Origin of the sequence: Nonomuraea sp. 10N515B (genome assembly GCF_052245915.1) — a bacterium.
Classification (GTDB): domain Bacteria; phylum Actinomycetota; class Actinomycetes; order Streptosporangiales; family Streptosporangiaceae; genus Nonomuraea.
In genome coordinates, this window is record NZ_JBQQBQ010000032.1 from 53,043 (window position 1) to 66,546 (window position 13,504).

The 13,504-nt window shown below is 70.2% G+C and carries 9 protein-coding genes; 8 read left to right on the forward strand and 1 reads right to left on the reverse strand.

Annotated elements, in window-relative coordinates:
* The first annotated feature begins 62 nt into the window (after positions 1-62).
* Complete coding sequence (gene betA / locus ACTWQA_RS36150) at positions 63-1,721, forward strand: choline dehydrogenase (protein ID WP_443163460.1); 1,659 nt, start codon at positions 63-65, stop codon at positions 1,719-1,721.
* Between the two features lie 49 nt (positions 1,722-1,770).
* On the opposite strand, the gene purU is transcribed toward betA, so the two are convergent.
* Positions 1,771-2,622 (reverse strand): formyltetrahydrofolate deformylase, encoded by an 852-nt coding sequence (gene purU / locus ACTWQA_RS36155; RefSeq protein ID WP_443163461.1) that lies wholly within the window; start codon positions 2,620-2,622, stop codon positions 1,771-1,773.
* A gap of 236 nt (positions 2,623-2,858) precedes the next feature.
* Here purU and ACTWQA_RS36160 point away from each other — a divergent pair, with 236 nt between their 5' ends.
* The 7 genes from ACTWQA_RS36160 (at position 2,859) to ACTWQA_RS36190 (ending at position 13,504) form a co-directional block, all read left to right on the forward strand.
* The gene (locus tag ACTWQA_RS36160) at positions 2,859-4,319 is read left to right on the forward strand and encodes an aldehyde dehydrogenase family protein (protein ID WP_443163462.1); all 1,461 of its coding nucleotides are present in this window, start codon (positions 2,859-2,861) and stop codon (positions 4,317-4,319) included.
* Positions 4,320-4,342: 23 nt separating this feature from the next.
* The gene (locus tag ACTWQA_RS36165; RefSeq protein WP_443163463.1) at positions 4,343-5,401 is read left to right on the forward strand and encodes a quaternary amine ABC transporter ATP-binding protein; all 1,059 of its coding nucleotides are present in this window, start codon (positions 4,343-4,345) and stop codon (positions 5,399-5,401) included.
* Positions 5,401-7,401 carry an ABC transporter permease subunit gene (locus tag ACTWQA_RS36170; RefSeq protein ID WP_443163464.1) on the forward strand — a complete coding sequence of 667 codons (2,001 nt, stop codon included), beginning with the start codon at positions 5,401-5,403 and terminating at the stop codon, positions 7,399-7,401. The genes ACTWQA_RS36165 and ACTWQA_RS36170 overlap by 1 nt, the downstream gene beginning before the upstream one ends.
* 46 nt (positions 7,402-7,447) lie before the next feature.
* The gene (locus ACTWQA_RS36175; protein ID WP_443163465.1) at positions 7,448-8,431 is read left to right on the forward strand and encodes an ABC transporter substrate-binding protein; all 984 of its coding nucleotides are present in this window, start codon (positions 7,448-7,450) and stop codon (positions 8,429-8,431) included.
* A gap of 169 nt (positions 8,432-8,600) precedes the next feature.
* The gene (locus ACTWQA_RS36180) at positions 8,601-11,006 is read left to right on the forward strand and encodes a GcvT family protein (protein WP_443163466.1); all 2,406 of its coding nucleotides are present in this window, start codon (positions 8,601-8,603) and stop codon (positions 11,004-11,006) included.
* 12 nt (positions 11,007-11,018) lie between these two features.
* On the forward strand, positions 11,019-12,275 hold the full coding sequence (gene glyA / locus ACTWQA_RS36185) for a serine hydroxymethyltransferase (protein WP_443163467.1): 1,257 nt from the start codon (positions 11,019-11,021) through the stop codon (positions 12,273-12,275).
* Positions 12,272-13,504, forward strand: a complete 1,233-nt coding sequence (locus ACTWQA_RS36190; protein ID WP_305922340.1) for a sarcosine oxidase subunit beta family protein — start codon at positions 12,272-12,274, stop codon at positions 13,502-13,504. The genes glyA and ACTWQA_RS36190 overlap by 4 nt, the downstream gene beginning before the upstream one ends.

Consider the following 13,504-nt stretch of genomic DNA (forward strand, 5'->3'; position numbering starts at 1 on the left):
CGGAAAAGATCTCCTGTTGCGAGTAGTGCAACGAAATGCACATGACGCTACGATTCGCGGAAATGCGCGAGAGACGAGGCACCATGACGTCACAGCAGTACGACTTCGTCATCGTCGGAGGCGGCTCGGCCGGCTGCGCCCTGGCCAACCGGCTCTCCGCGGACCCTGCCACCCGCGTGCTGGTGCTGGAGGCGGGCCGGCCCGACTACCCCTGGGACGTCTTCATCCACATGCCGGCGGCGCTCCCCTTCCCGATCGGCAACCGCTTCTACGACTGGCAGTACGAGTCCGAGCCTGAGCCGCATATGGGGGGCCGGCGGATCTACCACGCGCGCGGGAAGGTGCTGGGCGGTTCGAGCAGTATCAATGGCATGATCTTCCAGCGCGGCAACCCGCTCGACTACGAGCGCTGGGGCGCCGATCCCGGGATGAAGACCTGGGACTACGCGCACTGCCTGCCCTACTTCAAGCGCATGGAGAACTGCCTGGCCGACCCCGGCACCCCCTGGCGCGGCCACGAGGGCCCGCTGGCGCTGGAGCGGGGGCCGGCGAGCACGCCGCTCTACCCGGCCTTCTTCGAGGCCGTCCAGCAGGCCGGCCACCCGCTCACCGACGACGTCAACGGCTACCGCCAGGAGGGCTTCGCCCGCTTCGACCGCAACATCCGGCGGGGCCGCAGGCTGAGCGCGGCCAGAGCGTACCTGCACCCGATCATGAAGCGGCCGAACCTCACCGTGAAGACGCGGGCGTTCGTGACGCGGATCCTCTTCGAGGGCAAGCGGGCCGTCGGCGTCGAGTACGACGGCGGGACGGTGCGCGCGGGAGAGGTCATCCTGTGCGGCGGCGCGATCAACTCGCCGCAACTCCTCCAGCTGTCCGGGGTCGGCAACGCCGACGAGCTGCGCCCCCTCGGCGTCGACGTCGTGCACCACCTGCCGGGCGTGGGCGAGAACCTGCAGGACCACCTGGAGGTCTACATCCAGCACGGGTGCGGCGAGCCCGTCTCGATGCAGCCGAACCTGCAGAAGTGGCGCCACCCCTGGATCGGCGCCCAGTGGCTGTTCCTGCGCAAGGGGCCGGGCGCGACCAACCACTTCGAGGCCGGCGGCTTCGTACGCAGCAACGACGACGTCGACTACCCGAACCTCATGTTCCACTTCCTGCCGATCGCGGTGCGCTACGACGGCTCCGCGCCCTCGGGCGGGCACGGCTACCAGGTGCACGTCGGCCCCATGTACTCCGACGCCCGCGGCTCGGTGAAGATCAAGAGCGGCGACCCGCGGCGGCATCCCGCCCTGCGCTTCAACTACCTGTCCACCGACCAGGACCGGCGCGAGTGGGTGGAGGCCGTCAGGGTGGCCAGGAACATCCTCGCTCAGCCCGCGCTGGCCGCGTACAGCACCGGCGAGCTGTCCCCCGGGCCCTCCGTCGAGACCGACGAGGAGATCCTGGACTGGGTGGCCAAGGACGGCGAGACGGCGCTGCACCCCTCCTGCACGGCGCGGATGGGCGTGGACGAGATGTCCGTGCTCGACCCCGAGAGCATGCGGGTGCACGGCGTGGACGGGCTGCGGGTGGTGGACGCCTCGGCCATGCCGTACGTGACGAACGGCAACATCTACGCGCCGGTCATGATGCTGGCGGAGAAGGCGGCCGACCTGATCCTCGGCAACACCCCGCTGCCGCCGGAGCCGGCCGAGTTCTACCGGCACCGCTCCTAGACGACGACAGAGGCGGTGGGGGATCCCCACCGCCTCACGTCCGGCGATGTCAGCGGAAGACGACCGTGCGGTCGCCGTTGAGCAGCACCCGCTGCTCGCTGTGCCACTTCACCGCCCTGGCGAGCACCTGGGCCTCGACGTCCCGGCCGACGGCGACCAGGTCGTCGGGGTCCAGCTCGTGGTCCACCCTGGCGACGTCCTGCTCGATGATCGGCCCCTCGTCCAGGTCCGCCGTCACGTAGTGCGCGGTCGCCCCGATGAGCTTCACGCCGCGCTCGTGCGCCTGGTGGTACGGCTTGGCGCCCTTGAACCCCGGCAGGAAGGAGTGGTGGATGTTGATCGCCCGCCCCTCCAGCCGCTTGCACAGGTCGTCCGACAGGATCTGCATGTAGCGGGCGAGCACCACCAGGTCCGCGTCGTACTCGGCGACCAGCTCCAGCACCCTGGCCTCCGCCTCCGCCCTGCCCTCCGACGTCACCGGGACGTGGTGGAAGGGCACGCCGTAGGAGGCGGCCAGCGGCTCGAGGTCCGGGTGGTTGGAGACCACCGCGGGGATCTCGATGTTCAGGCCGCCGACCTGGCGGCGGAAGAGCAGGTCGTTCATGCAGTGACCGAACTTCGACACCATGATCAGCGTACGGGTCGGGGTGGCCGCGTCCTTGAGCTGCCAGGTCATCTGGCAGGACGCCGCGACGTAGGCGAACCCCTCGCGCAGCTCCTCCAGGGTGTCCTGGGAGGTGAAGTGCACGCGCATGAAGAAGCCGCCGCCCTTGCGGTCGTTGAACTGCTTGCTCTGCAGCATGTTCCCGCCGTGCTGGATGAGGAAGCTGCTCACGGCGTAGACGATGCCCGGCTTGTCGGCGCAGGAGACGGTGAGGATGAACTCGCGCCCAGGAGCCATCGCTCCTCCTTGTGTTGCGTATTACGCAAATGAGTTAGTTATACGCAACAGCGTGAACGCAGAGCAGTGCGTCCGTCAAGAGGTGAAATGTCATCCAACGCCGGGCAAAACCCATCACAACACATAGTTTCGGTCAGTGATTCCCTCAAGGCCTTGACGAACCCCCGGCGGCCGGTCAATCCTGTTCCTCATTAAGCACAAGCTTGCGCCATGCGCAACGATCAGGGATGTGCCCGATGACCGACCTCTACATCGGTGGAACGTGGGCGAGGCCGATCGCCGGTGGCCTGCGGCACATCCACTCGCCCGCCGACGGCGGCCGGGTGGCCACGGTGGCGGAGGCCACGGCGGCCGACACCGGGCGGGCGATCGAGGCCGCCCGGCACGCCTTCGACGCGGGCCCCTGGCCGCAGACCCCCGCCCGCGAGCGGGGCGCACTCCTGAACAGGGTAGCTGACCTGCTGGAACGCGACCGCGACAGCTTCGCGAAGGCCGAGTCAGGCGACACCGGCAAACGGCTCGTGGAGAGCGAGTACGACGTCGACGACTCCATCGCCTCCCTGCGTTACTTCGCCGGGGTGGCGGGCACCGACGCCGGGCGGGTGATCGACACCGGCCGGGACGACGCCATCAGCCGCATCGTCCACGAACCCGTCGGCGTCTGCGCCCTGATCACGCCGTGGAACTATCCGCTGCTGCAGGCGACGTGGAAGGTCGCCCCCGCACTCGCCGCCGGCAACACCTTCGTGCTGAAGCCCAGCGAGCTCACGCCCAGCACCTCGATCCTGCTGATGCGCGCATTGGAGGAAGCAGGCCTGCCTCCCGGAGTGGCCAACCTGGTGCTCGGCGCGGGTCCCGAGGTGGGAGCGCCGCTGGCCGAGCACCCGGCCGTGGACCTGGTGTCGTTCACCGGCGGCGTGGCCACGGGACGCCGCATCATGGCGGCCGCCGCGGCCACCGTCAAACGGGTGGCGCTCGAGCTGGGCGGCAAGAACCCCAACATCGTCTTCGCCGACGCCGACCTCGAGACCGCGATCGACTTCGCCCTCACCGCGGTGTTCCTGCACTCGGGCCAGGTCTGCTCGGCCGGCGCCCGCCTCCTCGTCGAGGACCGTCTGCACGACGCCTTCGTGGACGAGGTCGTCCGGCGCGCGGAGCTGATCCGCCTGGGCGGCCCCTTCGACCCGGACGCGCACACCGGCCCGCTGATCTCCGCCGCGCACCTCGCCAAGGTCGAGGAGTACGTGGCGGCGGGCCTGGCCGAGGGCGCGGTCCTGCGCTGCGGCGGCCACCGCGTGGAAGGCCCCGGCTTCTTCTACCGCCCGACCGTGCTCGACGAGTGCAAGCAGGGCATGCGCGTGGTGCGCGAGGAGTCCTTCGGCCCCGTGCTGACCGTGGAGCGCTTCACCACCGAGGACGAGGCCGTGCGCCTCGCCAACGACACCGAGTACGGCCTGGCCGGCGCCGTCTGGACCCAGGACGCCGGCAAGGCGCAGCGGGTCGCGGGCCGGCTGCGGCACGGCACGGTGTGGATCAACGACTACCACCCCTACGTGCCGCAGGCCGAGTGGGGTGGCTTCAAGCAGTCAGGCATCGGCCGTGAGCTCGGGCCCACCGGTCTCGACGAGTATCGCGAGATCAAGCATGTCTGGCAGAACATCCGCCCACGCCCCCAGCGGTGGTTCCCAGCGAACTGACGCCTGACGACCAAGAGGTGGTCATGACCGTACCGTCACTGACCGAACGCACGCCGCTCGGCACCGAGACACCCCCCATCCTCGAGGTGAAGGGGCTCTGGAAGGTGTTCGGGCCCAAGGCCGACCGCGTAGTCGGCAGCACGCTCAGCCGCACGGAACTGAAGGAACAGACCGGCTGCGTCGCCGCCGTCCGCGACGTGTCCTTCTCGGTACGCCGGGGCGAGGTGTTCGTGGTCATGGGCCTGTCCGGCTCGGGCAAGTCCACCTTGGTCCGCTGCCTCACCAGGCTGATCGAGCCCACGGCCGGCGAGATCCTGCTCGACGGCGACGACGTCCGCAAGGCCGACGAGAAACGGCTCCGGGAGCTGCGCAGGAACCGCATGGCCATGGTCTTCCAGCACTTCGGGCTGCTGCCGCACCGGTGCGTGCTGGACAACGTCGTCTTCGGGCTGGAGATCCGCGGCGTGCCCAAGCAGGACCGCTACGTCAGGGCCCGCGAGGTCGTCGGGCTGGTCGGCCTGACCGGGTTCGAGAACTCCTATCCCGACCAGCTCTCCGGAGGCATGCAGCAGCGTGTCGGCCTGGCCCGCGCGCTGGCCGCCGATCCCGAGGTGCTGCTGTTCGACGAGCCGTTCTCCGCGCTCGACCCGCTGATCAGGCGCGAGATGCAGAACGAGGTCATCCGCCTGCACCACGAGGTCGGAAAGACCATGATCTTCATCACCCACGACCTGAGCGAGGCGCTCAAGCTGGGCGACCGCATCCTCATCATGCGCGACGGCGAGCTGGTCCAGATGGGCACGCCCGACGAGGTCGTGGGCGCGCCGGCCGACGACTACGTACGGGACTTCGTCAGCGACGTGCCGCGCTCCCACGTGCTGACGCTGCGCTGGATCATGCGCGAGCCGCTGCCCGGCGAGCCGATGGACGGCCCCGAGCTGGGCCCCGACGTGGTCATCCGGGACGCGGTGCACAGCGTGATGTCGGCCGACCGGCCGGTCCGCGTGACCAGGGACGGCGCCCTGCTGGGCGTGGTCACCAGCGCCGAGATCCTTGAGGTCATCGCGGGAGGGCAGTCCTGATGGCTCCGGTGACGGCCGCGGTCACGGCGGTGGCCACGCGGCTACGCGGCCGCGGGCTCCTGATCGTGGCGGTGCTGGCGGTCTGGGTGCTGGGGTGGGCGCTGCTGAACGGGCGCGACACGCTGGCACTCGGCGGGGCCGAGCTGACGCCGCTGCACACCTCGTTCAGCGAGGGCATGGACGCCATCGACGACAGCAGGAACAGCAACCCGTTCTTCCTCTACTTCATCAACTACATCCGGCTCTTCCTGGACGAGGCCGTGACGTTCGTCCAGGCGCTGATCAGCCAGCCGTCCTTCGGCCGCCCGGTCCCCGTGCTGGGCTGGCTGGGCGTGACGGCCGTGGCGACCGCGGTCACGTACCTGTATGCCAACAGGAAGGCGGCGCTGCTCGCGGCGGCGGGCCTGATCTCCTTCGGGCTGCTCGGGCTGTGGCAGGAGAGCATGGACACGCTCGCCCTCACGCTCACCGCGGTGGTGCTGTCGCTGGCCGTGGGCATCCCGCTCGGGGTGCTGGCGGGGATGAGCGACCGCTTCCACCGGCTGGTCACCCCGGTGCTGGACTTCATGCAGACGATGCCGACGTTCGTCTACCTGGCGCCGCTCACGCTCTTCTTCCTCATCGGGCCGGCCAGCGCGACGGTCGCCACGATGATCTACGCGATCCCGCCGGCCATCCGCATCACCGCGCACGGCATCCGCCAGGTCTCGCCGGACACCCTCGAAGCCGGCGCCTCGCTGGGCGCCACCACCGCTCAGTCGCTGCGGCACGTGCGGCTGCCGATGGCCAAGCAGACGATCATCGTCGGGGTGAACCAGACCATCATGGCCGCCCTGTCCATGGCCACCATCGCGGCCCTCATCGACGCGCCGGGCCTGGGCAAGACGGTGTTGAAGGCGCTGCAGACCCTGGACGTGGGCACCGCGTTCAACGCGGGCCTGGCCATCGTCATCATGGCGGTGGTGCTGGACCGGGTGACCTCGGCGGCCAGCCGCCGGGTCGAGGCCGAGCGCAGGGCCGGCCGGCTGCTCACTCCCGGACGGCGGCGGCTGCAGGTGGCGGGCGTGCTCGGCGTCACGGCGGTGCTGGGCTATCTGTCGTACACCTACGTGTGGGCGGCGGAGTTCCCCGCGCAGGCCAACCTCGGCCCCATCGTGCGCCGCGCCGCCGACGCGGCGAGCGTCTGGGTGCAGGACAGCCTGGTCGGCTTCACCAACGCGATCAAGAACCTGCTCACCAACGGGCTGCTCAACCCGTTCGAGTCGCTGCTGACCGGTTCTCCGTGGTGGCTGGTCTTCGCCGTGGCCGTGGCCGTGGCGCTGCTGGTGGGCAACGCGCGCGCGGCCCTGGCGACCGCGGTCGGCCTGGCGCTGCTGGTCCTGCTCGGGCTCTGGCAGGACAGCATGGTCACGCTGGCCTCCACCCTGGTCGCGACGATCCTCGTCATGATGCTCGGCGTGGTGGTGGGCGTGTGGATGGGCCGCAGCGACCGGGCCGACACCGTGCTGCGCCCCGTGCTCGACGCCGGGCAGACCATGCCCGCCTTCGTCTATCTGGTGCCGATCCTCGGCCTGTTCGGCCCGACGCGGTTCACCGCGATCATCGCGGCCGTGGTCTTCGCGGCGCCGGTCGCGATCAAGCTGGTCGCCGAGGGCATCAGGCGGGTCTCCCCCACCACGGTCGAGGCGGCCACCTCGGTGGGGGCGAACGCCTGGCAGCTCATCTCCAAAGTCCAGCTCCCGATGGCCCGCAGCGGCGTGACGCTCGCGGCGAGCCAGGGACTCATCTACGTGCTCTCGATGGTCGTCGTGGGCGGCCTCGTGGGAGCGGGAGCGCTCGGCTACGACGTCGTGGCCGGGTTCTCGCAGCACCAGCTCCGGGGGAAGGGGCTGGCCGCCGGGCTCGCGATCGTCGTGCTCGGCATCGTGCTCGACCGCGTCATGCGCGCCGCCACGCAGCGCGCCGACGCGGCCGCTCACGGGGGGCAACCGCACCAATAGCCAGATGACGGGCCCCCTCGGCCCGGGAACCACTAGGAGGACCTAGGTGACGAATTCGAGAAGCAGAAGAATCAGGGCACTCGTGCTCGTAGCCGGCATGGGCCTCCTGGTGAACGCCTGCGCGGGTGCGAAGGTCGGCGAGACGGCCGCGCCCGCCGCCGGCAGCGGCAGCGCCAAGGCGTGCGGGACCCTCAACCTCGCGATCAACCCATGGGTGGGGTACGAGGCCAACGCCGCCGTGATCGGCTATGTGGCCGAGAAGAACCTCGGCTGCAAGGTCGTGAAGAAGGACCTCAAGGAGGAGGTGGCCTGGCAGGGCTTCGGCACCGGCGAGGTCGACGCGGTCGTGGAGAACTGGGGCCACGACGACCTGAAGAAGAAGTACATCGACGAGCAGAAGACCGCCGTCTCCGCGGGGTCTACGGGCAACAAGGGCGTCATCGGCTGGTACGTGGCGCCGTGGATGGCCGAGAAGTACCCGGACATCACCGACTGGAAGAACCTCAACAAGTACGCCTCCCTGTTCAAGACCTCCGAGTCCGGCGGCAAGGGCCAGCTCCTCGACGGTGACCCCTCCTTCGTCACCAACGACGAGGCCCTGGTCAAGAACCTCAAGCTGGACTTCAAGGTCGTCTACGCGGGCAGCGAGACCGCGCTGATCACGGCCTTCCGCCAGTCGCAGAAGCAGCAGACACCGCTCATCGGCTACTTCTACGAGCCGCAGTGGTTCCTGTCGGAGCTCAAGCTGGTCAAGGTCAACCTGCCCGCCTACACGGCCGGCTGCGACGCCGACGCCGCCAAGGTGGCCTGCGACTACCCGCCGTACGAACTCGACAAGATCGTGAGCAAGAAGTTCGCCGACTCCGGCAGCCCCGCCTACGAGCTGGTCAAGAACTTCACCTGGGGCAACGACGACCAGAACCTCGTGGCGAAGTACATCACCGAGGACAAGATGACCGCCGAGGAGGCGGCCGCCAAGTGGGTGGCCGACAACCCGGACAAGGTCAAGGCCTGGCTCCCCAAGAGCTGACGGCACGGCCGGACCCGGCCCGATCGCGCTGCGCGGTCGGGCCGGGTTCGCATGTCCAGCGACACCGCCTGAAATTAGACAGATCGCCCCTTGACACCCGCAATCCGGCGAGCGACGCTTGTTGCGGAAAGCGCTTTGGGTTGCATATCCCGCAACAACGGAGGTGGCTATGACGGGCCCGAGAGTCGTTGTCATCGGGGCCGGCGTGGTCGGCGCGGCACTCGCCGACGAGCTGTCGGCCCGCGGCTGGACCGACGTCACGGTGGTCGACCAGGGAGACGTGCCCGCCACCGGCGGCTCCTCCTCGCACGCGCCCGGTCTGGTGTTCCAGACCAACGGCTCCAAGACCATGACCGAGATGGCCCGCTACACGGTGGAGAAGTTCGTCGAACTGGACAGCTTCCTCCAGGTGGGCGGCCTCGAGGTGGCGACCACCCCCGAGCGCCTCGCCGAGCTGCACCGCCGCCACGGCTGGGCGGCGGCGTGGGGCCTGGAGACACAGCTGCTCTCCCCGGCCGAGTGCGTGGCCAAGCACTCGCTCCTGGACCCCGGCAAGGTGCTCGGCGGCCTGTTCATCCCCACCGACGGCCTGGCCAAGGCGGTCAAGGCGGTCCAGGCGCAGCTCACCCGGGCGATGGAGCGCGGTGTGCGGGTGCTGGCCAGGCACGAGGTGCTGGACATCAGGGCCGAGGGCGGCCGGGTCAGCGCGGTGGTCACCGACCACGGCGAGATCCCCGCCGACGTGGTGGTCTGCTGCGCCGGCATCTGGGGGCCGCGCGTGGCCAGGATGGCCGGGATGGAGCTGCCGCTCACGCCGCTGGCCCACCAGCTGGCCTGGACGGGGCAGGTCCCTGACCTGGCCGGGCAGAGCGAGGAGGCGACCCGGCCCATCCTGCGCCACCAGGACGCCGACCTGTACTACCGGGAGCGGTACGACACGCTGGGCATCGGCTACTACGGCCACCGGCCCATGCCGGTCAGCCCCGACGACATCCTCTCGGTGGACGCGGCCGAGGTCATGCCCTCCGTGCTGACCTTCACGCCCGACGACTTCGCCGACGCCTGGACCGAGACCCAGAGCCTGCTCCCCGGGACGCGGTCGGCCAAGGTGGAGGAGGGCATCAACGGCCTGTTCTCGTTCACGACCGACCACATGCCGCTGATGGGCCAGTCGCGGGAGGTGGAGGGCTTCTGGGTGGCGGAGGCCGTCTGGGTCACCCACTCCGCCGGCGTCGGCAAGGCCATGGCCGAGTGGCTGGTCGACGGCCACTGCTCCTCCTTCGACCTGCACGAATGCGACGTCAACCGGTTCGAGCAGCACCAGATCGCCCCTGATTACGTGCGGGAGCGCGGCTGCCAGAACTACGTCGAGGTCTACGACATCATTCATCCGCTGCAGCCCATGGAAAGCCCACGCCCGATGCGGACCAGTCCGTTCCACGCCCGCCAGCAGGAGCTCGGCGCGATCTTCCTGGAGGCCTCCGGCTGGGAGCGGCCGCAGTGGTACGGCGCCAACGCCCCGCTGCTGCAGGGCCGCGACATCCCGGCGCCTGGCGACTGGGCCGCGCAGTACTGGTCGCCCATCGTGGGCGCGGAGGCGCAGGCCACCCGGGAGTCCGTCGCGATGTACGACATGACCGCGCTCAAGCGCCTGGAGATCAGCGGCCCCGGCGCGGTGGGCTTCCTGCAGTCCCTCGTGACCGGCGACATCGACAAGTCCGTCGGCTCCGTGACGTACTGCCTGCTCCTGGACACCGACGGCGGCATCCGCAGCGACATCACCGTCGCGCGCCTCGGGCCCGAGCTGTTCCAGGTGGGCGCCAACGGCAACCTCGACCTCGACTGGCTGGACCGGCGGCGACCGCGCGCGGTCCACATCCGCGACATCACCGCGGGCACCTGCTGCGTGGGCGTGTGGGGCCCGCGTGCCCGCGACCTCGTCCAGCCGCTGACCGGCATCGACCTGACCGCGCTGCGCTACTTCCGCGGCGCCCGCGGCTACATCGGCAACGTCCCGGTCACCATGCTGCGCCTGTCGTACGTCGGCGAGCTGGGCTGGGAGATCTACACCACCGCCGACATGGGACTCAAGCTCTGGGACACGCTCTGGGAGGCCGGGCAGCGGCACGGCGTCATCGCCGGCGGCCGCGGCGCGTTCACCAGCCTGCGCCTGGAGAAGGGCTACCGCTCCTTCGGCACGGACATGACCTTCGAGCACGACCCGTACGAGGCTGGGCTCGGCTTCGCCGTCAAGCTGGACAAGGGCGACTTCGTCGGCCGGGCGGCACTGCTGGAGCGCAAGGAGTCGGTACGCCGCAAGCTCACCTGCCTGCTCACCGACGAGGTCGTCATGGGCAAGGAGCCCGTCTACGACCGCGACGGCGGCCCGGCCGGCTACGTCACCAGCGCCGCCTACGGATACACGATCGGCAGCGGCATCGCCTACGCCTGGCTGCCCGCCGACCTGGCCGACCCCGGCCAGGAGGTGACCATCGGCTACTTCGACCGGTACGTACGCGCCGTCGTCGCCGAGGAACCGCTTTTCGACCCCACGATGCAGCGGCTGCGCGGTTAGGAAAGGACGCACATGATCGACACCCCGCTGGACGTCGTGGACCCCGAGGTCCACGCGGCTATCGGCGACGAGCTGGCCCGCCAGCGCTCGACGCTGGAGATGATCGCCTCGGAGAACTTCGCGCCCGTCGCCGTCATGGCGGCGCAGGGCTCGGTGCTCACCAACAAGTACGCCGAGGGCTACCCGGGCCGGCGGTACTACGGCGGGTGCGAGCACGTGGACGTGATCGAGCAGATCGCCATCGACCGGGTGAAGGCGCTCTTCGGCGCCGCGGCGGCCAACGTGCAGCCCCACTCCGGCGCCCAGGCCAACGCCGCGGCCATGGCCGCGCTGCTCGAACCCGGCGACACCATCCTCGGGCTCGACCTGGCCCACGGCGGCCACCTCACGCACGGCATGCGGATCAACTTCTCCGGTCGCCTGTACAACGTGGTCGCCTACCACGTGCGCGCGAGCGACCACCTGGTGGACATGGAGGAGGTCGAGCGGCTGGCCCGCGAGCACCGGCCCAAGCTGATCATCGCCGGCTGGTCGGCGTACCCCCGCCACCTGGACTTCGCGGCGTTCCGGCGGATCGCCGACGAGGTGGGCGCGTACCTGCTGGTGGACATGGCGCACTTCGCCGGCCTGGTGGCCGCGGGCCTGCACCCCTCCCCCGTGCCGCACGCCCACGTGGTCACCACGACCACGCACAAGACCCTGGGCGGCCCGCGCGGTGGCGTGATCCTGACGACGGACGACCTCATCAAGAAGATCAACTCGTCGGTCTTTCCCGGCCAGCAGGGCGGGCCGCTGGAGCACGTCATCGCCGCCAAGGCCGTCGCATTCAAGATCGCTGCCGGGGACGCGTTCCGCGACCGCCAGCGGCGCACGCTGGAGGGCGCCGGGATCCTCGCGGGCCGGCTGCTCGGGCCCGACGCCGCCGCGGCCGGGGTGAAGGTCCTGACCGGCGGCACCGACGTGCACCTCGTCCTGGTCGACCTGCGCGACTCGGAGCTAGATGGCAAGCAGGCCGAGGACCGGCTGCACGCCGCCGGGATCACGGTGAACAGGAACGCGGTGCCGTTCGACCCGCGCCCGCCCATGGTCACCTCCGGCCTGCGGATCGGCACGCCGGCACTGGCCACACGCGGATTCGGCCCCGACGACTTCAGCGAGGTGAGCGACATCATCGCGACCGCACTCACGCCGGACGCCGACCTGGCCTTCCTGCGCGGCAAGGTCGAGACCCTGGCCGCCAAGCACCCGCTCTACGGGCAGGTCCGATGAGCCCCCGCACCCCGGGCGCCGACCTGCCCGAGCACCCCGACCGGCTGTGGAGCGCGGCCGAGCCCAAGGCGTCCTACGACGTGGTGATCGTCGGAGCCGGCGGGCACGGCCTGGCCACCGCCTACTACCTGGCCAAGAACCACGGCATCACGAACGTCGCCGTGCTGGAGCGCGGCTGGCTCGCGGGCGGCAACATGGCCCGCAACACCACCATCATCCGCTCCAACTACCTGTGGGACGAGAGCGCCGGCATCTACGAGCACGCGCTGAAGCTCTGGGAGGGGCTGGAGGAGGAGCTCGACTACCCGCTGCTGTTCAGCCAGCGCGGCGTGCTCAACCTCGCGCACAGCCTCCAGGACGTGCGCGACAGCGTACGGCGGGTCGAGGCCAACAGGCTCAACGGCGTGGACGCGGAATGGCTGGACCCCCAGCAGGTCAAGGAGGTCTGCCCGATCGTCAACGTCTCCCCCGACGTCCGCTACCCGGTGCTCGGCGGCACCTTCCAGCCCAGGGCCGGGATCGCCAAGCACGACCACGTCGCCTGGGGCCTGGCCAGGGCGGCCGCGGCGCTCGGCGTCGAGTTCATCGAGCACTGCGAGGTCACCGGGCTGCAGGTGCGCGAGGGCCGGGTGACCGGCGTGGAGACCAGCCGCGGCCCGATCGCCGCGGGCCGGGTGGCGCTGTGCGCCGCCGGTCACACCTCGGTCGTGGCCGCCACGGCGGGGATCGACCTGCCGCTGCAGAGCCACCCCCTCCAGGCGCTGGTCTCCGAGCTGCTGGAGCCCGTGCACCCCACCGTCGTCATGTCCAACGCCGTGCACGTGTACGTCAGCCAGGCGCACAAGGGCGAGCTGGTCATGGGGGCGGGCATCGACGCGGCCAACTCCTACCGCCAGCGCGGCGCCTTCCACATCATCGAACAGCAGATGGCCGCGGCCCTGGAGCTGTTCCCCGTCTTCGCCCGGGCGCACGTGCTGCGTACCTGGGGCGGCGTGGTGGACGTCTCACCGGACGCCTCGCCGATCATGGGCCTGACCCCGGTCGAGGGCCTCTACCTCAACTGCGGCTGGGGGACCGGCGGCTTCAAGGCGACACCGGGCGTGGGCTGGTGTTTCGCCCACACCGTGGCCAACGACGAGCCGCACCCCCTCAACGCTCCCTTCTCCCTTGACCGATTCGTCACCGGGGCGCTCGTCGACGAGCACGGCGCCGCCGCGGTCGCGCACTGA